The sequence below is a fragment of the Olleya sp. R77988 genome (genome assembly GCF_044594215.1).
Lineage (GTDB): Bacteria > Bacteroidota > Bacteroidia > Flavobacteriales > Flavobacteriaceae > Olleya.
The window spans coordinates 564,666-585,068 of record NZ_CP138988.1 but is presented as its reverse complement, the minus strand read 5'-3'; the positions used below and the strand labels follow the sequence as shown (position 1 = coordinate 585,068).

General features: G+C 30.3%; 16 protein-coding genes. 11 read left to right on the top strand and 5 right to left on the bottom strand.

The window, feature by feature from the left end:
- Window positions 1–93 precede the first annotated feature (93 nt).
- A complete protein-coding gene (locus tag SJY17_RS02640) occupies window positions 94–528 on the top strand; it encodes a hypothetical protein (RefSeq protein ID WP_397363904.1) in 435 nt (144 codons plus the stop codon).
- A gap of 51 nt (window positions 529–579) precedes the next feature.
- Here SJY17_RS02640 and SJY17_RS02635 read toward each other — a convergent pair whose 3' ends face one another.
- Window positions 580–1,671 (bottom strand): endonuclease/exonuclease/phosphatase family protein, encoded by a 1,092-nt coding sequence (locus SJY17_RS02635; RefSeq protein ID WP_397363903.1) that lies wholly within the window; start codon window positions 1,669–1,671, stop codon window positions 580–582.
- 139 nt (window positions 1,672–1,810) lie between these two features.
- Between SJY17_RS02635 and SJY17_RS02630 the strand changes: the two genes are divergently transcribed.
- From SJY17_RS02630 to SJY17_RS02585, 10 genes are all read left to right on the top strand, one after another.
- The gene (locus SJY17_RS02630) at window positions 1,811–4,615 is read left to right on the top strand and encodes a carboxypeptidase regulatory-like domain-containing protein (RefSeq protein WP_397363902.1); all 2,805 of its coding nucleotides are present in this window, start codon (window positions 1,811–1,813) and stop codon (window positions 4,613–4,615) included.
- 39 nt (window positions 4,616–4,654) lie between these two features.
- The gene (locus SJY17_RS02625; protein WP_397363901.1) at window positions 4,655–6,016 is read left to right on the top strand and encodes a DUF5689 domain-containing protein; all 1,362 of its coding nucleotides are present in this window, start codon (window positions 4,655–4,657) and stop codon (window positions 6,014–6,016) included.
- Between the two features lie 63 nt (window positions 6,017–6,079).
- Window positions 6,080–6,457, top strand: a complete 378-nt coding sequence (locus SJY17_RS02620) for a hypothetical protein (protein WP_397363900.1) — start codon at window positions 6,080–6,082, stop codon at window positions 6,455–6,457.
- Window positions 6,458–6,720: 263 nt separating this feature from the next.
- A complete protein-coding gene (locus SJY17_RS02615) occupies window positions 6,721–8,490 on the top strand; it encodes an OmpA family protein (RefSeq protein ID WP_397363899.1) in 1,770 nt (589 codons plus the stop codon).
- Between the two features lie 166 nt (window positions 8,491–8,656).
- Window positions 8,657–9,871: an SdrD B-like domain-containing protein gene (locus tag SJY17_RS02610; protein ID WP_397363898.1), complete on the top strand. Its 1,215-nt coding sequence runs from the start codon at window positions 8,657–8,659 to the stop codon at window positions 9,869–9,871.
- A gap of 59 nt (window positions 9,872–9,930) precedes the next feature.
- Window positions 9,931–10,314, top strand: a complete 384-nt coding sequence (locus tag SJY17_RS02605) for a hypothetical protein (protein ID WP_397363897.1) — start codon at window positions 9,931–9,933, stop codon at window positions 10,312–10,314.
- Between the two features lie 49 nt (window positions 10,315–10,363).
- Window positions 10,364–10,894 carry a hypothetical protein gene (locus SJY17_RS02600; protein WP_397363896.1) on the top strand — a complete coding sequence of 177 codons (531 nt, stop codon included), beginning with the start codon at window positions 10,364–10,366 and terminating at the stop codon, window positions 10,892–10,894.
- A gap of 19 nt (window positions 10,895–10,913) precedes the next feature.
- A complete protein-coding gene (locus SJY17_RS02595; protein ID WP_397363895.1) occupies window positions 10,914–11,507 on the top strand; it encodes a hypothetical protein in 594 nt (197 codons plus the stop codon).
- Window positions 11,489–12,301, top strand: a complete 813-nt coding sequence (locus SJY17_RS02590; RefSeq protein ID WP_397363894.1) for a sensor histidine kinase — start codon at window positions 11,489–11,491, stop codon at window positions 12,299–12,301. Before SJY17_RS02595 ends, SJY17_RS02590 begins: the two co-directional genes overlap by 19 nt.
- A complete protein-coding gene (locus SJY17_RS02585; protein WP_397363893.1) occupies window positions 12,279–13,034 on the top strand; it encodes a LytR/AlgR family response regulator transcription factor in 756 nt (251 codons plus the stop codon). Before SJY17_RS02590 ends, SJY17_RS02585 begins: the two co-directional genes overlap by 23 nt.
- Here SJY17_RS02585 and SJY17_RS02580 read toward each other — a convergent pair whose 3' ends face one another.
- The 4 genes from SJY17_RS02580 to SJY17_RS02565 all read right to left on the bottom strand — a co-directional run bounded on the left by SJY17_RS02580 (window position 13,035) and on the right by SJY17_RS02565 (window position 20,397).
- Complete coding sequence (locus tag SJY17_RS02580; RefSeq protein ID WP_397363892.1) at window positions 13,035–15,161, bottom strand: Tex family protein; 2,127 nt, start codon at window positions 15,159–15,161, stop codon at window positions 13,035–13,037. It abuts the gene before it with no gap.
- Between the two features lie 14 nt (window positions 15,162–15,175).
- The gene (locus tag SJY17_RS02575; RefSeq protein ID WP_397363891.1) at window positions 15,176–16,597 is read right to left on the bottom strand and encodes a hypothetical protein; all 1,422 of its coding nucleotides are present in this window, start codon (window positions 16,595–16,597) and stop codon (window positions 15,176–15,178) included.
- Window positions 16,598–16,603: 6 nt separating this feature from the next.
- Window positions 16,604–18,682, bottom strand: a complete 2,079-nt coding sequence (gene metG / locus SJY17_RS02570) for a methionine--tRNA ligase (protein ID WP_397363890.1) — start codon at window positions 18,680–18,682, stop codon at window positions 16,604–16,606.
- Window positions 18,683–18,789: 107 nt separating this feature from the next.
- Window positions 18,790–20,397, bottom strand: a complete 1,608-nt coding sequence (locus SJY17_RS02565; protein ID WP_397363889.1) for a DUF1501 domain-containing protein — start codon at window positions 20,395–20,397, stop codon at window positions 18,790–18,792.
- Between the last annotated feature and the right edge of the window lie 6 nt (window positions 20,398–20,403).

Below are 20,403 nucleotides of genomic sequence, written 5' to 3'. Positions count from 1 at the left end.
AATAAATAGATTTTAAAAAGCCTCTTCACATTGAAGAGGCTTTTTTTATACAATTATTATTACCTTTAACCTCTAACTTAAAAATTAAACTATATGTATTCAACTGTAAAAATGCTACACTCTTATTGGGCTTATTTAGTGCTATTTATGATGTTGGTAGCCACTTTTAACGCCTTATATAAAACATTAGCTAAAAAAGAATATGAAGCAAGAGACTTCAGGTTTTCATTATTTACTTTAATAGTATCTCACATCCATTTATTAATAGGAATAGTTTTGTGGTTTGCTTCAGACTATTTTGCAGAAATGAGTATGGGAGAAATCATGAAAAACGCAACCATGCGATCAAATGTAGTAGAGCATCCATTAACTATGATTATAGCAGTAATATTAATTACTATTGGGTATTCTAAACATAAAAAGAAATTAACATCAGAGAAGAAGCTTAAAACTATTGCTATATTTTACACATTGGCATTAATACTAGTTTTAGCAAAAATACCATGGAAAGCATGGTTAAATTTATAGAAATAAAAAAGCGACCATTTGGTCGCTTTTTTTATTTTAAATATATAGGCTTTAATCTTCAGTTTCTTCAACTTCATCAGTGGTTTTAGTCTCTTTAATTTCTCTAATTAAATAAACATAAACCGGAAAGTGATCACTAAATCCATTGGTAAAACCACCATCAGCAAAACTTCTTAAAGGATAACCTTTATAACGTCCTTTTTTATTTACTAAGTAATTTTTGTTAAAAATACCAGCTTTATAATAAGTCCAATTAGAGTAGTCTTTATCCAAAAAAGGCTTAGTTACCATGATTTGATCAAACAAACTCCAAGAATCTCTATAAGCTCCAGTTCCTAATCCTTTTTTAAACATATCAATAAAGGGATTATAAATACCTTTAAAATCTACTTTTTCTTTTTTCTTTTCGGCTTTTAAAACATCTTTTACGCTAGCATTGGTTGGGTTATCATTTAAATCACCCATCGTTATAATCTTAGCATAAGGGTCTACAGATTGTAAACTGTCCATAATGTTTTTGTTCAGTTTTGCAGCAGCTACACGTTTAGCTCTACTTCTTGCTTCACCACCACGTCTTGAAGGCCAATGGTTAACAATAACATGTACGGTTTCACCTTCTAATTTACCTGTAACTAAAAGTTGATCTCTTGTATTAATACGTTTACGCGTTTGATCATCATAAATTTTTAAAGTGTGAGTGCTTTTAGACACCACTTGAAATAAAGACTTTTGGTAAAGTAAACCAACATCAATACTTCTATTGTCAGGACCATCAAAATGAACAATCCCATAATCTTTTGTTAGTAATAAAGGGTCATTAACTACATCTTCAAGTACATTAACGTTTTCAACTTCACAAACACCAACCAAAGCAGGAGTGTTTTTAGTTATATCACTACCAACGTCAGCGATTACACGTGCCATATTATGCACTTTTTTCTTATATATTCCTGCACGATCAGCTTTAATTTCCATCATTGGACTAGCTTCATCGTTTTTAGTAGGATCATTAATTGTATCAAATAAATTTTCAAGATTGTAAAAAGCTACAGTATGTACTTTAAATTTCTTTTTTTCTTGAGCGTTAACAGAAAAAACAACTGTTAAACAAAGAGCAGTAAGCCAGAATTTTAAATTTTTCATTTAATGTAATATTATGTTATAGTTATGTTAATACAAAACTCCTGCCAAAAGTAGATATTTATTATAAATAATGTAAATTTGCAAGCATTAAATAATCATTATTTAAAGCTTCAATATTTTATTAACTATAATTTCTAGTATGAAAAAAAATTTTTTAATTTTTTTATTCGGGATTTTTTCAACGTTTACTTTAGTCGCTCAGACCACAGTTAAAGGTAGTGTAAAGGACGCAGTAACAGACGAGCCAATTCCAGATGTAACAGTAACCATTCAAGATTCAGATGTATCTGAAAAAACTGATGGTTTTGGACAATTTATTTTTAAAAGCCAAGTCCCTTTAGGAGAGCAAATCCTTAAAATTGAAAAAGAAGGATATGACACAAAACGTTATCCTATTATTGTAAACGAAGGTAAAACAGTTGACATTCAGGACATGACATTAGATGTAACAATTTCTAATGAGCAAGATTTGTTTACAATTACTTTATCTGATGATGAGTTAAATGATGACACAAGTGGATCTGATAATATTTCAGGATTATTATCGTCTTCAAGAGACATTTTTCAACGTACAGCAGCTTTTGAGTTTAGTTCTTCTTTTTTCAGAGTAAGAGGGTTAGATTCAGACAACGCAAAAGTTTTGATTAATGGTGTAGAGATGAATAAGCAAGATACAGGTCGTCCACAATGGAGTAATTGGGGAGGATTAAATGATGTTGTACGTAGCCAAGAGTTAAGTACAGGATTATCACCATCTGCTTACAGTTTTGGAGGCGTTTTAGGAACAACAAACATTAATACAAGAGCTTCTAATTACAGAGAGGGTGGACGTATTACTTACTCGTCTTCAAATAGAAGTTACACTAATCGTTTAATGGCAAGTTATGCTTCAGGATTAATGGAAGACGGTTGGGCTTATACATTAATGATTGGAAGACGTTGGGGAGACGAAGGTTACCAAGATGCAACGTTATATGACTCAAATTCATTTTTTGTTTCTGTAGAAAAGAAAATTAACGATAAGCATAGTTTAAATTTTACCTCTATCTATGCACCAAATAGAAGAGGAAAATCTTCTGCAAATACACAAGAAGTATACGACCTAAAAGGGATTAAGTATAATGAGTTTTGGGGAAATTTAGGAGACAAACAAAAAAATTCTCGTATTAAAGAAGTCGAAGAACCAATTTTACTATTAAACCATTATTGGGATATATCAGACAAAACAAGTTTAAATACCAATGTTGGTTACCAATTTGGTAAAGTAGGAAATAGTCGTTTAGATTATGCTGGAGGTGCAAATCCAAGTCCTGCATATTATCAAGATTTACCAAGTTATTTTTTAGAAGACGAAGACTTAGAAGGTGCTTATGAAGCTGAACAACAATTTATTAACGATGGACAAATAAATTGGGACAGAATTATAGATGCTAACTTAACTAATAATACAATTGGTGTTAATGCAGCTTATGCATTATATGAAGATAGAAATGATGATAAGCAATTAACATTAAACACTATTTTTAATACAGAGATAAACGAAAACATTTTATTTAATGCTGCTATAAATTATAAGAAACTTGATTCTGAAAATTTTGCAGAAATCATTGACTTATTAGGAAGTACTACTGGAGCTTTAAATGTGGATTCATTTAGTCAAAATCAATTTGATTTAAATAATCCTAATCAAGTCGCATTTGTAGGAGATAAGTTTAGATATAACTATAACTTATTTGTAAACGAATTATCTGGATTTGCACAAGCACAATTTAAATATAACAAAATAGACTTTTACTTATCTGGTAGTGTAACAAAAACAGATTACCAAAGAGAAGGTTTATATAAAAACGAAAACCAAGTTTATATAGAAAATGGCATTGAGTTTGACAATTCTTTTGGTAAAGGAGATAAAATTGAATTTACAGGTTTTGGTGCAAAAGCAGGATTTACATATAAAATTTCTGGAAAACATTTGTTAGATTTTAATGGTGGTTATATTGCTAAAGCTCCTTCAATTAGAAATACTTATACAAATTCAAGAGAGAGTCATGATTATGTAGGTGTTATTAATGGTGTAAATAATTCTGATATTAATATCACAGAAGAGAAAATAACATCTGCAGATGCAAGTTATATTTTTAGATCACCAATAATAAAAGCAAAAATCACTGGGTTTTATACTAAAATAGAAGATGCAAATGAAGTATCTTTCTTCTTTACACAAGGTAGTACTACAGGGTTTATCCAAGAAGTATTATCTGGAGTAGAAAAACAACATATTGGTGGAGAATTAGGAATAGAAGCTCAAGTAACACCAACTATTAAATTAAAAGGTGCAGCTTCAGTGGGCCAATATACATATAATAATAATCCAGATTTATATGTGACATCTACATCAGAAGATTTTATAAATACACAAAATGGAGATGTAGTTAATACATCTGGAGTCGTTAGTACTTCAAACTTAAAAGACTATAAAGTTGCTGGTGGTCCACAAACAGCATATTCTGTTGGGTTTGAGTATCGTGATCCAGATTACTGGTGGTTTGGTGCAACAGCTAACTTTTTTGATAATGCTTATATAGATGTAAGCCCTTTATCAAGATCTAACGAGTTTTATACTGATGCTGATGGATTACCTTATAATGATTATGACCCAGAAATTGCTAAAGGCTTATTAAAACAAGAAAAATTTGACAATTATATGGTTGTAAATTTAGTAGGAGGTAAATCTTGGAAAATAGGAGATAAATTTATTGGCTTTTTTGCTAGTGTAGGTAACCTATTAGATAAGCAATATAAAACAGGAGGATACGAACAAGGAAGACGTGCAGATTATAGAGCACTACGTGATGATGTAAGCCTTGAAAAAAGAGTTTTTGGACCTAAATACTGGTATGGTAGAGGCGCTAATTACTTTGTAAATGTGTATCTTAGATTTTAAAAAGGAAAAGAAAAATTAATAATAATTAATATTACAATTATGAAAACGAATAAATTAATAACATTAGCACTAAGTTTTATGGCTTTAATAGCTGTAACATCTTGTGTAGAAAATGACGATTATTCAGTGCCTCAAACTCAAGGTTCTGAAGAGAATGCTGGTTTAAATAGTTTATTGGCTAAAATACAGTCAGGTGAAGTAGAATTACAAACTATGACCCAAGTAAAAGCTAATTTTGTTCAATATGAAGCAACTCAATTTGAAACTGAAATAGCAGTAAAAGGATATGTGTCATCTAGTGATCAAACGGGTAATTTTTATAAAGAATTTTTTATACAAGATAGCCCAACAGATCCAACACAAACTTTAAAAGTAGTTTTAAATCAATCTGATACTTATAATCAATTTAATAAAGGTAGAGAAGTATATATTTATCTTAAAGACTTATATATTGGTGAAACTAATACAGGTGATGATGTAGTAACAATTGGTGGTAAATTTGATACTTTTGATAATGATGTTTTAGAAATGACATCAAATCAAATTCCTAATCATTTATTTAGATCTTCAACTACAGAAACTTTAGTTCCTGTAGAATTAAACTTATCTGATGTTTCAGAAGCACACATTGGTATGTTTGTTAAATTAATGGATGTACAATTTCCGGCTAGTTTAGAAAATAAACCTTATGTTGACCCAACAGACGATTATGATTCACAAAGAGCCATAGAGAGTTGTTCAGATTCTTCTACTTTTACTTTAGAGTCTAGTACATTTGCATCATTTAAAAACCTTGTTATACCAACAGATGGTAAAGGTTCTATTTCTGGTATTGTTAACAAAACCTATGATGGTTACGATTTAATAATAAACTTAAATACTACAGATGATGTAGTAATGGATGGTTTAAGATGTGACCCATTATTCCAAGATTCTTTTTCTGCAGGTAACCTTGACAAATGGACACCATATAGTGTTACAGGAACACAAGAATGGTATTATAATACATTTGGTAACCCAAATGACAGTGCAACAATGTCTGGATTCTCTGGAGGAGCACAAACTAATGAAGATTGGTTAATCTCTTTACCTATAGATTTATCTTCTGTACCAAGTGCATTTTTAACTTTTCAAACAGTAAAACGTTATAATGGTAATGATATCGAAGTGTTTTATGCTACAGATTATGCAGGTGGTGATCCAAATACAGATGGTACTTGGGTAGCTTTACCAGCAACTTTAGATACTAATAGCGGAAGTTGGTCTTCATGGACAGATTCTGGTGTTTTAGATGTATCTGCAGCAGCAGGTGGTAACTTGTTTATCGCAATTAAATATACTTCAGATAGTTCTTCAGCAGCTACATGGGAAGTAGATAATGTAAAAATAACAGCAGAATAATTATTTTATAAAAATAAATACTAAAAAACCTGTTACTTTGTAGCGGGTTTTTTTATATAATATATGACAACATTCGATCAATTCTTTTTTACCGTTTTTACAACCTTTAAAACACGTTTTAAGCAAAAGGCTAATACTATTGCATTAATTTACATTTCAGCTCTACAAATAGCTGTATTGTTTTTATTAGGGATGTTCTTTGCCACTTTTTTAAACAAAATGAATGTATCTACAATTTCAAGTGATAAAGCTTGGATATTGTTTGTTATATCTGCTATTGGAATTCATTTAAAAAATTGGTTAAAGTATAATGGTAAAACCAGAAAAGTATTAAATGCTAAATTTAATAGAAGCAAATCCAATCAACATCATATTGGATTACTATTAAGTTTACCATTTGCATGTTTAATACTTGGGCTTATTCTTTTAAAAAGCTTTTAATCTAAGTTTAATACCCTTTTCAACATAAAAAATTTAACCCGCTATTATAGCGGGTTTTTTTGTTTATAGACTTAAACTTACTGATAATCGATTGAAAGGCACAAGTGGTTAAATAGGTGTTTTTTAGCCTTTTGTTTAAATGGATATTTGCGTGGTATCAATTCTTCCAACGTATTGATTAATAAAAATTTTTAAAAAAGAGGGTAACAAAACTAACAACCTCTTTATGTAAGTGTGTATAACTAAAATTAAAAATGTAAATCATGAAAAATCTATTAAAACTTTTATTAATCGTATTTGTATTTGCTTCGGCATTTACAACAAATGCACAACAGGATGATAATAATTACTTTCAATTATCACCTAGAATTGGTTATGACTTCCCTAGTTATAACAACAATACACCATATATAGACTATAATGGTGGATTAGACTTAGGCTTATCTTTAGACTATTACTGGAATTGGTTTGGTCTAGGTTTTGACTTTGATTATATCAAGAACAAGCCAGAAAACACCTATCCAACAGATAATTTGTATGATCCAACAGGATCAACTTTACTAAATACATTTAATGTTACAGAAGATAATATAACTAGAGTATTCTATGGTATTGGACCAAATTTTCAATTTAGAAGTCAATCTAGAAAATTTACAACAGAGTTTAATACCAGGTTTGGATTATCATCTATAAAAGGAGGTCGTACTTATTTAGAAAGTACAGCTCCAGTAGTCCCTTTAAATTTTCATGCAGGATATGATGCGTCTAGTGTTTTTACTTTTAAAGGACAAGTACGTTTTACGTATTTTTTAAATGACAATTTCGGGATTAATGCAGGTGCTTACTATATGCGTCATTTTGGTGCAGAAGAGATGTTTGATACTCCATTAGGTGTGTCTGCTGCTTACTTACCAGTAGTAGAAGGAAGCTCTATAACTGGACAACCTATAAATATTGCAGATTCAAGCGATCCACAATTAAGAGAAGAACCTTGCGATTGTGATATTTCTTCAGTAGGAGTATTTGCAGGAATTACTTATAAATTTAATAAGAAAGAAAAAGAAGACGTTTGCGAAGTTTGTGGAGAAGACCACATGCCAAGATGTTGTGCTACTTGTGGTTGTGGTGTAACAGTAACTGCTAGAGATAAATATACTGACCAAATTTTACCTTTTACAGATGTAGTTTTAGAAGATTTAGACGGAAACATTGTGCAATCTGGCACAACAAACTCTTATGGAGTTGTTGTGTTTAATGATGTTACAGCAGATAATTTAATTGTAAAAGGAAAGCTTTATGATGTTAGTTTAGAAGATGTTACAATTTTAAAAGACGAATTTGATGCTTGTAAAAAAGATGGAAATAGCATCCAAAAAGTTCTTAAATATGGAGACTTAAACTTTATTTTAATTGGCGGTGTTGTTGAATGTAATTCTGATAAAGGAATTCAAGGTGTAGATATAACACTAAGAGATACTACAATTCCAGGTCAAAAAAATACATTGTCAGACTCAATGGGTGATTTTATCTTTCATTTAAAACAAGCCTCTACTTTTTTATTAAACGGTAATAAAGACGGTTATTTTTCTAACGAAGTGACTGTAACTACAAACGATTATGATAGAGATAGCTCATTATTTATAGACTTTGAAATGTGTGTTAACCCTTGTGGACAGTCTATAAAATTAGATAACATTATTTTTAATCTAGCAAAATGGGATATTCTTCCAGCATCTAAACCAGACTTAGACTATGTTATAAAATTAATGGAAGACAACCCAACTATAAAAGTAGAAATGTCATCACATACAGACTCTCGTGGAGGAAATGACTATAACCAAGATTTATCTCAAAAACGTGCACAATCTACAGTAAATTACTTAGTAAATGCAGGAATTTCTAGAGATCGTTTAATCGCTCGTGGAGCAGGAGAAACAGAATTATTAAACCGTTGTGCAGATGGAGTACAATGTGCAGAAAACGAGCATACCATTAATCGTAGAACAGAGTTTAAAGTAGTATGTATTAACTAAAAAAGAGGCTATTATTGAATCTCAAGCCAAGATGGATTATAAAAAATGAAGTCTTGGCTTAATAAAAACTATAAAAATGAACCGAGCGTTTCTTAAATTTTGAATAGAAATACAAATATTAATTAGCGAACACATTTTTTCAGATAAATCAAATAAAACTATAAAAATGAACACAAAATATAAAACATTGAAAAACAACGATTTAGAATCTGGTTTTTTCTCAGCAATAAAATTAGTATTAATGACCACTATTTTACTATTTGCTTTTTCTTGTAGTGATGAAGAAGATTGTGGATATACTTCATCTAATACTCCTGATTGTCCAATTATTGGTTTAGATATTGGAGATCCTTGTGATACTGATGGTGATGGAATTTTAGATGGAATGGTAAATGTAAATTGCGATTGTACACCAGATGGAGGAATTATAGATCCAGATTGTAATCTAGAAGGCGAATTAAATTTATCTACAGGTATTGATGCTAATGGAGATGTTATTGTAGCAGCTTTTGGAGCAGTAGATCCATTTTGGAAAATTATAAATCAACCTCCAATTTTTCAAGGAACTCCTGGTAATCCATGTACAAGTACAGCAGTTGGGACTTTTACTGGAGAAACATATGCAATGAATTTTAATAATTTTGGAAATACACAATGGGTAAATCAACCAGGATCAACAACAATAGCTCCTTTTGATTTAGGACCTAACGGAAGCTTTGGATGTAATAATGCATCCAATGTAGATGGAGACCGTGTTCCTTATGTTTTTGAACGCTCGTTTTGTGTACTAACAGATACAAATGTAGATTTTAGTTTTACCTATAAAGGAGATGACCAAGTCACATTTTTGTTAATAGATAACGCAACAAATACGGTGTTAAATACAAGTGCAACGTATGTTTGGTCTGTAGATCCAATATTAACTTGGTCTGCTACAAGTGTACCTTTGTCTGTTGGTAGTTATAGTATTAGAGCCCAATTGGTAAACACAGGTGCTGTTATTTTAGGGTTTTCTTTTGTTGGAAACATGGTAACTACAAATGGTGATGAAGCAATCTCTAATAACTCTGAAGGATGTTGCGAGAATAATGTAATTAGTGTTTTAAATATTTTAGAAGACGATTGTGACAGACTGTTTAACAATGTATCAGATCAATTAGGAGGTGGTTGGACATTTAATCTATTAGACGCTACAAATGCACTTATCAGGACAGAAACAACTGATATAAACGGAAATATATTTTTCGCAGGATTAGCGGATGGAACTTACACTGTGCAAATTGTAAATCAAGCTGGATGGACACAAACCATAACAAGTCAAATGGTTACTGTTGCTAATAATCAAGTAGAAATAGTAGAATTTTTTAGCTGTAATAACTAAAAACAATTAATCAATCCAAGACTGTTTAAGCAGTCTTGGGTTTTTATAAAATGATAAAAATGAAAAACGTAATAAAAACAATATTTTTTTTAATAACAATAGTTGCCTTTATGGGTTGTAGTAATGATGATGATTCATCTGTAGATGAAGTACTTCCAACTGGTACTGGAAAAATTATATTTTACAGTTTTGAGGATATAAATTGTGGAACAATAACAATAACTTTAGACGGAAGAGGTAATGGTACTATGGACTCTGCAATGCTACCATCATCAACAGTACATTGTCAAGACACACATTCAAGCATGCATTATTTTAGAGATTTACCACAAGGCGATTATACGTTTACAGCAAGTTGCACTTCTTATAATTGGTCAGGAAGTATATCACTAGGTAACGGAACTTGTTACTCATATGCATTATCAATTGGGTCTGCAAATTAATTTTAAACCTTACCTTAGTAATCTAACTATTAACTAAAACTAACAAAAAATGAAAAATTTAACATCAAAAACCCTATTAATTATAGTACTAATTCTTTCCTTTTTTTTATTTAAAGAATGTAGTAAAAACGAAGACTGTAATCAAGAATATCAAGAACCAAGCGGATTAATATCTCCAGAGCAGGCAAATATTTTAGAAGAAACTTATAAGTCAAATCAATTTGCAATTCTTAATGAATATTTAAACCATAATGGAGATGTAGCAGAAGACAATAGAGAGGTTTGGTTTGAATTAAATGAAATTAAAAATTACATTCATTATGTAGAAGAAAAATCTAAAAATATTGAAGGTATCGATGATTCAGGAACATTAGGGTTAAGAATATATTTTGGAGCTAAAAAAATGGCACTTAAACGTGATAAAAGAGATAACATAATTAGATCAACTTTATTCTTTGTGCCTACTTTTAGAGAAGGCGAAAGAGCTGTAGAATCTAATAAAAATATTACAGGAATAAGTCCTTTAAATATGGGAAGTTCTGGAGATCCAGATGATATAGAATATGATGGAGGAAATTAATTTAATAACAAGAATCTTAATGTGGTCTTCACAAATTGTTGCTTTTATTGTTGCAATAATAATGTGGGAAAAATATAAAAAATCAACACAAAGAAATTTTTTATTCTTTTTAGGATTTGTACTTATTATTGAGGCATTAGGTTATTTCGTGCCAAAATTTTATAATGTTAAAGCCTACTTTGTTTACAATATTTATATAATTGTAGCTGGATATTTTTATTTATACTGGTTAAAAAATATTAATAAGACTAAAGCTTTAGGTTTACTATCAATTACAATTTTTTCAGTAGCGCTTTTTTATTTTATTATTTTTGAAGATTTTTTTAAACTTTGGAAAGCACTATTCATATTATTAAGTATATTAATTGCAATTCATTCATTTTTATTTTATTCAAAATTACTATCACAAAATGAAGTTGTAAAATATCAAGACAATCAAAAATTTTGGATTGTTACTGGAACATTAATATTTTTTATTAATTACGTACCATTAACATTGCTTCAAAAACCTTTAGATATTCCTTCAATTTATTTTAGAATATTTATTTTGGTTTTAAATTTAATAATGTATGGGTTTTATATCATGAGTTTTTTATGTCTAAAGGAGAAATAATTTTTGTAACATTTTTTTGTATTATTTTTTTAATTAGTTCTGGAATAATTTTCCTGTTCATAACCTTCAGCAATCGTAAAAACAAACTAATACAAGAGCAGTTAGAGGCTAAATTAAACAACCAAAAGCGTCAACATGAGCTAGAATTAAATGCGCTTCGTGCACAAATGAATCCGCATTTTGTTCATAATTCACTTAATGCTATTCAATATTATATTCAGTTAAACGAAGTCGAAAAAAGTGAAGATTATCTAGCTAAGTTTTCAAAATTAATGCGTCAGTTTTTCGAGTATTCTCGTAAAGAACGTATTTCGGTTGAAAACGAAATTTCGCTATTAAAAAATTATTTGGATATCGAAAAACTCCGTTTTGAAGACGATTTTGACTTTCATTTAAAGATAGATAAAGCTTTAGATACACAAGACTTGTTTTTGCCTCCAATGATTTTGCAACCAATTTTAGAAAACGCTATTAATCACGGAATTTTTCATAAAAAAGGAAAAGGAAATGTAAATATTAAGTTTTTAAAGATTAATGATAGTAGCTTTAAAGTTCAAATTTTGGACGATGGGATAGGTATTAATAAAGCAAAAATGATGACTGCTAAAAAGAAGCAAACACATACTGAGCATTCTAGTTTTGTACTAGAAGAACGTTTGTCTTTGCTTAAAGAAAGTAAACATTGGGATGTCGATTTTACAATTGTAGATCGTGCTGATGTATCAGATAAAACAGGAACCAAAGTCACTTTAATTTTTAAAGAAGACTTAAATGAAGACGATTATGACCATTAAAACCATATTAATTGATGACGAACGTAAAGCATTAGCTATTTTAAAAAATAAGCTTGAGCGTTTATGTCCAAATGTTGAAATAATTGCCCAAACCCAAAGCCCAAAAGAAGGGATAGAGTTAATAAAAACATTAAAACCAGACTTGGTTTTTCTAGATATTGCAATGCCAGAATTAAGCGGATTTGATGTCTTAAAACAATTTGAAAACCCAGATTTCGAAATCATTTTTGCAACAGCGTTTGATAACTATGCTATAGAAGCTATAAAGCATTGTGCAATTGGTTACCTTGTAAAACCAGTAGATAACAAAGACTTAGTTGAAGCGGTAACTAATGCCGAAAAAAATATTGAAGACAAATCTGCGCTTCAAAAAAACAAACAGCTTATTGAAAATTTGGGTGTGCAAACGTTTCAAAAAAAGAAAATTATAATTCCTTCTATAGAAGGGTTAGAATTTATAAAAATTGAAAACATTATTCATTGCGAAGGTGAAACAGGATATACTAAAATTCATTTAAAAACAGGAAAATCGTTATTAAGTTCAAATAGTATTGGGCACTTTAATAAAATGTTGGACAATAGCGATTTTTATTTAGTACATAAATCTCATTTAATAAACTTAAGTTATATTGAGAAGTATCTTAATGAAGGTTATGTAATACTGACTGGAAATGCTAAAATTCCTGTCTCACGTAATCGAAGACAGGAATTTTTAGAGCAACTAAAAAAATAACTATTTATGCAGTTTTAATTGTATACGCTTTCGCGGAATATCTACCTCTAAAACTTTAACTATAATTTGTTGTTGTAAATTTACATGCTCATTAACATCTTTTACAAAACTGTCTGATAAGTTTGAGACGTGTATTAAACCACTTTCTTTAATACCAATATCTACAAAACACCCAAAATTGGTAATATTATTGACAATTCCTGGTAGTAATTGACCAGAAACCAAATCGTTAATAGTTTTAATATTTTGATTAAAAGTAAAGACTTTTGCTTCTTCCCTAATATCTAAACCTGGTTTTTCTAACTCTTTTAAAATGTCTTCAAGTGTAAGTAACCCAACAGAATCTGTACAATACTTTTTTAATTCTATTTTTTTAAGTAATGCAGTGTTACCAATTAAATCATCCAAAGACACCTTTAAGTCTTTAGCCATTTTTTGAACTATTTTATAACTTTCAGGATGTACTGCAGAATCGTCTAATGGGTTTTTGGGTTGCTTAATTCTAAGGAAAGCAGCACCTTGCTCAAACGCTTTTCCGCCTAAACGAGGGACTTTTTTAATGTCGTTTCTGGATTTAAAAACACCATTATTGTTTCTATAATTAAAAATGTTTTCGGCTAATTTTGGGCCAATTCCAGACACATAACTTAGTAACGATGTGCTTGCTGTATTGATGTTTACACCAACACTATTTACGCAATTTTCTACCACAACATCTAATTGTTTTTGCAGTTTATTTTGGTCTACATCATGTTGGTATTGTCCAACACCAATAGACTTTGCATCAATCTTTACTAATTCTGCTAAAGGATCTTGCAAACGTCGTCCAATAGACACACTACCTCTAACAGTTACATCGTAATTAGGAAACTCGTCTCGTGCAATTTTGGAAGCAGAATAGATACTTGCTCCAGCTTCGCTAACCACAAACACTTGCATGTCGTTTTTAAAATGTACTTTTTTAACTAATGCTTCAGTTTCACGCGATGCAGTACCATTTCCAATTGCAATTGCTTCAATTTTATAAGCTTCTGTTAATGTTGATAGTTTTTTTATGGCTCCAATACTATCGCTTTTTGGAGGATGAGGATAAATAGTTTCGTTATGCAATAAAGTACCTTGCTCATCTAGACAAACCACTTTACAACCAGTTCTATATCCAGGATCTATAGCTAGTACGCGTTTTTCGCCTAAAGGCGAACCTAATAATAATTGTTTTAAGTTTTTAGCAAATACAGTAATTGCAGATTCATCTGCTTTTTCTTTTGCTTTTTGCAAAGCTTCGTTACTTAATGATGGGAATAATAATCGTTTGTAGGCATCACTAATGGCTAATTCTAATTGGTCTGCACAAGCATTGTCGCTTTTAATAATGCGTCTATCAATGTTTTCTAAAGCTTTTATTTTGTCTATTTCTATTTTAACACGAATAAAACCTTCTTTTTCGGCTCTTAAAATAGCTAATAATCTGTGTGACGGAATGCGTTTTAAAGATTCTTCCCACTCAAAATAATCTCTAAATTTTTGAGCATTCTCATCGTCCTTTTTTGTTTTTACCACTTTCGTGGAAATCATAGCATAACGCTCTAATTGCTTTCGTAAATTGTTACGTATATCTGTACGCTCGTTAATCCACTCTGCAATAATATGTCTTGCACCTTCTAAAGCATCATCAACCGTTTTAACGTCGCCTTTTACGTATTTAAATGCAATAGATTCCACATCATTTGCATTTTGCGACATGATGATTTTTGCTAAAGGTTCTAATCCATTTTTTCTAGCGGTTTCTACTTTAGTTTTTCGGCTTTTTTTATAAGGTAAATAAAGGTCTTCAAGTGTTGTTAAATCTACACAAGCTTCAACTTTTTGTTTTAACTCTTGGGTTAAAACATCTTGTTCTGTTAATGCTTTTATAATGGCAGTTTTTCGTTTTTCTAAAGCTTCAAATTGTTCTTTGTATTTAACGATAGCTCCAATTTGTACTTCGTCCAAATTACCAGTTGCTTCTTTTCTGTATCTAGAAATAAAAGGAATTGTGCAATCCTGATGTAATAAATCTAAAGTGTTTTTTACTGACGTTTCAGGTAGTTGGGTTTTGGAAAGTATGTAGTTTAAAAGTGTAGACATTGATTGTATTAAATCTAATCAAATTTATAAAGTGTATAACGACCGTCTTTTTTATTATAATTACCTAAAAGTAAACTAGAATTAAATTTAAATAAAGTTTCTAAATAAGTAGTGTTAATTTTTTTGTTCTTTAATTTAAAATCTTGAATCTTGTCAAAAATATTTAAAGGAATAACTCCTGTTTTATGATTTAAATCTTGGTCAAACAAGCAACTTATTCTTGTGGATTTGGTGCGAGAATAATTATAATAATTGGTTAATAATCCATAGGCTAAACCACCAATTAAACCAAAATTCATCATTCCAAAACTACTTGTTTGAATTTCTTTACTTGCTCCAATAGTAATAATTAAATTATTGTTTTTAGTGTAACCAGTTATAGCTATTTTAGATTGTGTTACTTTTCTTAAAAATTTTGATGTTTTTTCAAGCTCTCTGTAGCTATCAAATTCTCCACCTTCTTGAATGATAGGTGTGTTTTTAAAGTCAATTTTTTGACCTTTAATAATTTTGAAGCTTTTTAAAAATTCTAATTTTTTTAATTTGTAAGCGCTAAAATTTAAACTATCCAAAGTGGAATAAATAGTAAATAATTTATCATTAAAAATAAAAGAATTAGAATTTGATCCATATTGGTTTTTACCAAAACCTTTATTTTTTAGACTTTGAAAAGTATAGGACTTATTTTCTAAATCTAAAGTAATAATATAGGTGAATTTATTAAAAATATTATTTGTAATAATTAAATTGTTTTCATTTAAATATAATTTAGTAAATGCATTGGATTGCTCTAAACTGTTAGGTACTTCATTGTTAATAATCTCAACTGTAGAATAATTTGGATTACCATATAATAAAGGGTATAATGGATAATCTTTATCTAAATTATCAGTGATTGTTTGATTGGATAAGTCAAAATCAAAGGTGTCACTTACTCCTTTACTAGTTAATGTTCTAATTTTTAAAATGTCACTATTTTTACTTACTGAAAGTATATGAAGTTTGTTTTTTCTTATTAGAAATTCTAATATTTTTTCTTTTTTTAATTCTATTTCTAAATCTTCAGTAATACTAAAATCTCGAGTTTCAAAATTTACAGTAACAGTACTAAAATGTGTTTTATTGTTGTTGCTAAAAAATATAGTGTAGTTTTGGTTATTATAGATGGCTCCTATTATAATTTTACCTTTTTTTGGAATTTTTATATTGTTTAATGTTCCTATTAATTCCTTTTTATTATTGTAAAGTTTTCCAAAAATTACCTTTCTATTTGTAAAAAATAAAGCAATACTGTTATTGTCTTGATTTACTATTGGAATAATATCTTTAGGATAAAAACTTTCTGTTTCAGTTTTAATATCACTAATTAACCATTTATCTTGAGCATTTAAAGCAGTGACAAAAAAAAGGGTATAAATAACTAAAATATACTTCATAATAATTTAACTTATATGCAACCCATTGCTAACATTTGCATCATCGGGATTTACAAATACTAATTTACCATTAGCATCTTCAGTCATTAAAATCATTCCTTGACTTTCTACACCACGTAATGCTCTTGGTGCTAAATTAACCAAAACGGTTACTTTTTTTCCAACCACTTCTTCTGCTGTAAAGCTTTCTGCAATACCAGAAACAATGGTACGTACATCAATACCTGTATCTACTTTTAAGACTAAAAGTTTTTTAGCTTTTGGCATTTTTGTAGCTTCAATGATGGTTCCAACACGTATGTCTAATTTAGTAAAATCGTCAAAAGTAATTTCTTCTTTTTGAGGCTCGACTACTTTATTAGCTGCTTCGTTTGCTTTTTTACTAGCTTCTAATTTGTCTAATTGCTTTTGGATAGTAGCATCTTCAATTTTAGAGAATAATAATTCGCCTTTTCCTATTTTATGATCTGCTGGAAGTAATACATTTTTAGTTGAAATGTCTTCCCACTTGTTCTCGATACTATTCTCCTGCGTCGAATCACTCGAACTGACGTTAAGTATGTTTTTCAATTTAGTAGACGTAAACGGTAAAAAAGGCTCTGATAAAGTGGCTAATGCACTTGCTATTTGAAGCGCAACATACATGATGGTTTTGGTACGTGCTTCATCCGTTTTTATTAGTTTCCAAGGTTCTTCGTCTGCTAAATACTTGTTTCCAAGTCTAGCTAAATTCATTAATTCTTGACTAGCTTCTCTAAAACGATAACGCTCTAAAGAGCTTTCAATAACTGCAGGATACGCTTTTACTGCTGCTAAGGTTTCTTCATCTATAGTAGAAAACTCTGATGGTGTTGGTACAACACCTTCATAGTATTTATTGGTTAAAACTACAACACGATTGATGAAGTTACCAAAAATGGCAACTAACTCGTTATTATTTCTGGCTTGAAAATCTTTCCAAGTAAAATCGTTATCCTTACTTTCTGGTGCATTTGCTGTTAAGGCATAACGCAGCACGTCTTGCTGGTTAGGAAAATCTTGTAAATAATCTGGTAACCAAACTGCCCAATTTTTAGAGGTCGATAATTTATTACCTTCTAAGTTTAAAAACTCGTTAGCTGGTACATTATCTGGTAAGATATAACTACCTTCAGCTTTAAGCATAGCTGGAAAAATAATACAATGAAACACAATATTATCCTTACCAATAAAGTGCACTAATTTAGTGTCTTTGTCTTTCCAATACGGTTCCCAATCTTTTCCTTCTCTGGCAGCCCATTCTTTAGTTGATGAGATGTAACCTATTGGAGCATCAAACCATACGTATAATACTTTTCCTTCTCCTCCTGGAACAGGAACTGGAATTCCCCAATCCAAATCACGTGTTACAGCACGTGGACGTAATCCATCATCAATCCAAGATTTACATTGTCCATATACATTAGGTTTCCAGTCTTTTTTATGGCCTTCCAAAATCCATTCTTTTAAAAAGGCTTCATGTTTATTTAAAGGTAAAAACCAGTGTTTTGTTTCTTTTAAGCTTGGTACATTTCCTGTTATTGCAGATTTTGGGTTTATTAAATCTGTAGCGTTATGTGATGTTCCACATTTTTCGCATTGGTCACCATAACTTTCTTCGTTTCCGCATTTTGGACAAGTACCAATAACAAAACGATCTGCTAAAAACTGATTGGCTTCAGCATCGTATAATTGTTCTGACACTTCTTCAACAAATTCATTTTTATCATATAAAGTTTTAAAAAACTCTGATGCTGTATCATGATGTATTTTAGCTGAGGTACGAGAGTAGTTGTCAAAAGTAATTCCAAATTCTTCAAAAGAATCTTTTATTATTTTATGGTATCTATCAACAATTTGTTGTGGTGTAACACCTTCTTTTTTTGCTTTTATGGTAATTGGTACTCCATGTTCATCACTTCCACAAATAAAAGCTACATCATTACCTGTTAACCTTTTATATCTGGCATAAATATCTGCTGGCACGTAAACACCTGCTAAATGTCCAATATGTATTGGTCCATTTGTATAAGGTAATGCTGCAGTAATTGTATATCTTTTTGACATCTTAGTTTTTCTTTTAAAGACGTAAAATTAATGATTTTAGATTAAGTTATTGCAAATAAAAAGCCTTTAGTGAGGGCTAAAGGCTTTTCAAATAAAAGTAGGATTTATTACCTAACAATAATAGACTTACTATAATGTTGATTACCTACTGAAATGCGGTAAATATATTGTCCTGTACTTAACCTTGTCTGTGCTGCTTCTTTGACATTTATTTCGTGCTCTCCAGCAAATAGCATGTCGTTTTTAAGCGTAGTTACTTCTTTTCCTAAAATGTCATATAATTTAACAACAGTATGTTGTGTACTTGGGTTTTTAAATTTAATTATAGTGTGATTACCTGTCATTTGTACAAAATGAGTAAAACCATCTGCTAAATTAAAATCATCAACACTTAATGCTGCACAATTAAAACCTAAATCTATTGTTGTAAAGTTTTGACCTAATAATGCTTGATTAACTACAGATGGATCTATGCATAACCATTCTTGCATTATGGTTGCATAGATTTGTCTAAAATCAACGTTGTAAATTAAATTTCCGTTATTGTCTAATGTAGTTAAACTAGGATGATTACCAATAAATCCATTGCCTTGTAATCCTGGTCCAAAAAGCATTAAAGGAGATGCTGCTCCATGATCTGTTCCATTAGACCCATTTTCATCTGGACGTCTTCCAAACTCACTAATAGTCATTGCTAAGACATCTTGATCGTGTCCTGTAGCAGCTAAATCGTCAAAAAATAATTTAACTGTATTAGATAATGTATTCATTAAATTGTCATGGTCTGCGACTTGATTTGCATGAGTATCAAAACCACCTAAAGTAACCATGTAGACTTTTGTACCTAGATTACCTTTTATCATTCTGGCAACATTTGACAATTGTTGTCCAAACTGATTATCTAAATAAGCTACACTATTTGTTGAGCTTGTATAAGCAGAATGAATTGTTCCAGCGTAATTAAATGTTGTATTAGTTGTACCACGCATAAACTCTAACTGTTCTCCATAAGTACAACCTGGAAGGTTGGTCATTTCATGTAATGTACCATTTTGAGCAATGGTTTCTAATTGAGAGGGATTAGCAACAGAAAATGCATAGTTATTATTGTTTCCGTCAAATATTAAATTACCAATACTACCAATTTGTATTGCAGCAGGAATTGTTGGAGGATTTACAATATAATCTGGGTAAAGTTGTTCAAAATAACGTCCAAACCAACCAGTTTGCTCGTCGTTTACAGCATCTGTAGATGCCCAAATATCTGACCCTCTAAAATGAGATAAACTAGAATTTTGATAACCAACACCATGCGCTACTTTCATAGCTCCATTACCCCAAAGGGATTGTAGATCTGTTAAAGAACTTGGCATTCCTACATCTGCAGAAAGGTTGTATAAATTATTTAAATTATGTTTTATGGTTGGTCTTAAATTAGCATAAATATCATATTGATCTATTGGCACTATGGTATTTAAACCATCATTACCACCTTTAAGTCTAATTAAAACTAAAATCCTATCACTTTCACTAGCGCTTAAAGCGGAAGCCAAATTTGATGGTCTTGATGCTGTAATTGGAGTACCTCCTAGCATAATGGTTCCTCCTCCAACCAATCCTAATGCTTGTAAAAAAGAACGTCTGTTCCATTTTTTATGCTCTTGGTCATGAATCTCAGCTTTTGTCAACTTTTTATTTGAATGAGTCTCGCACATAGTTTT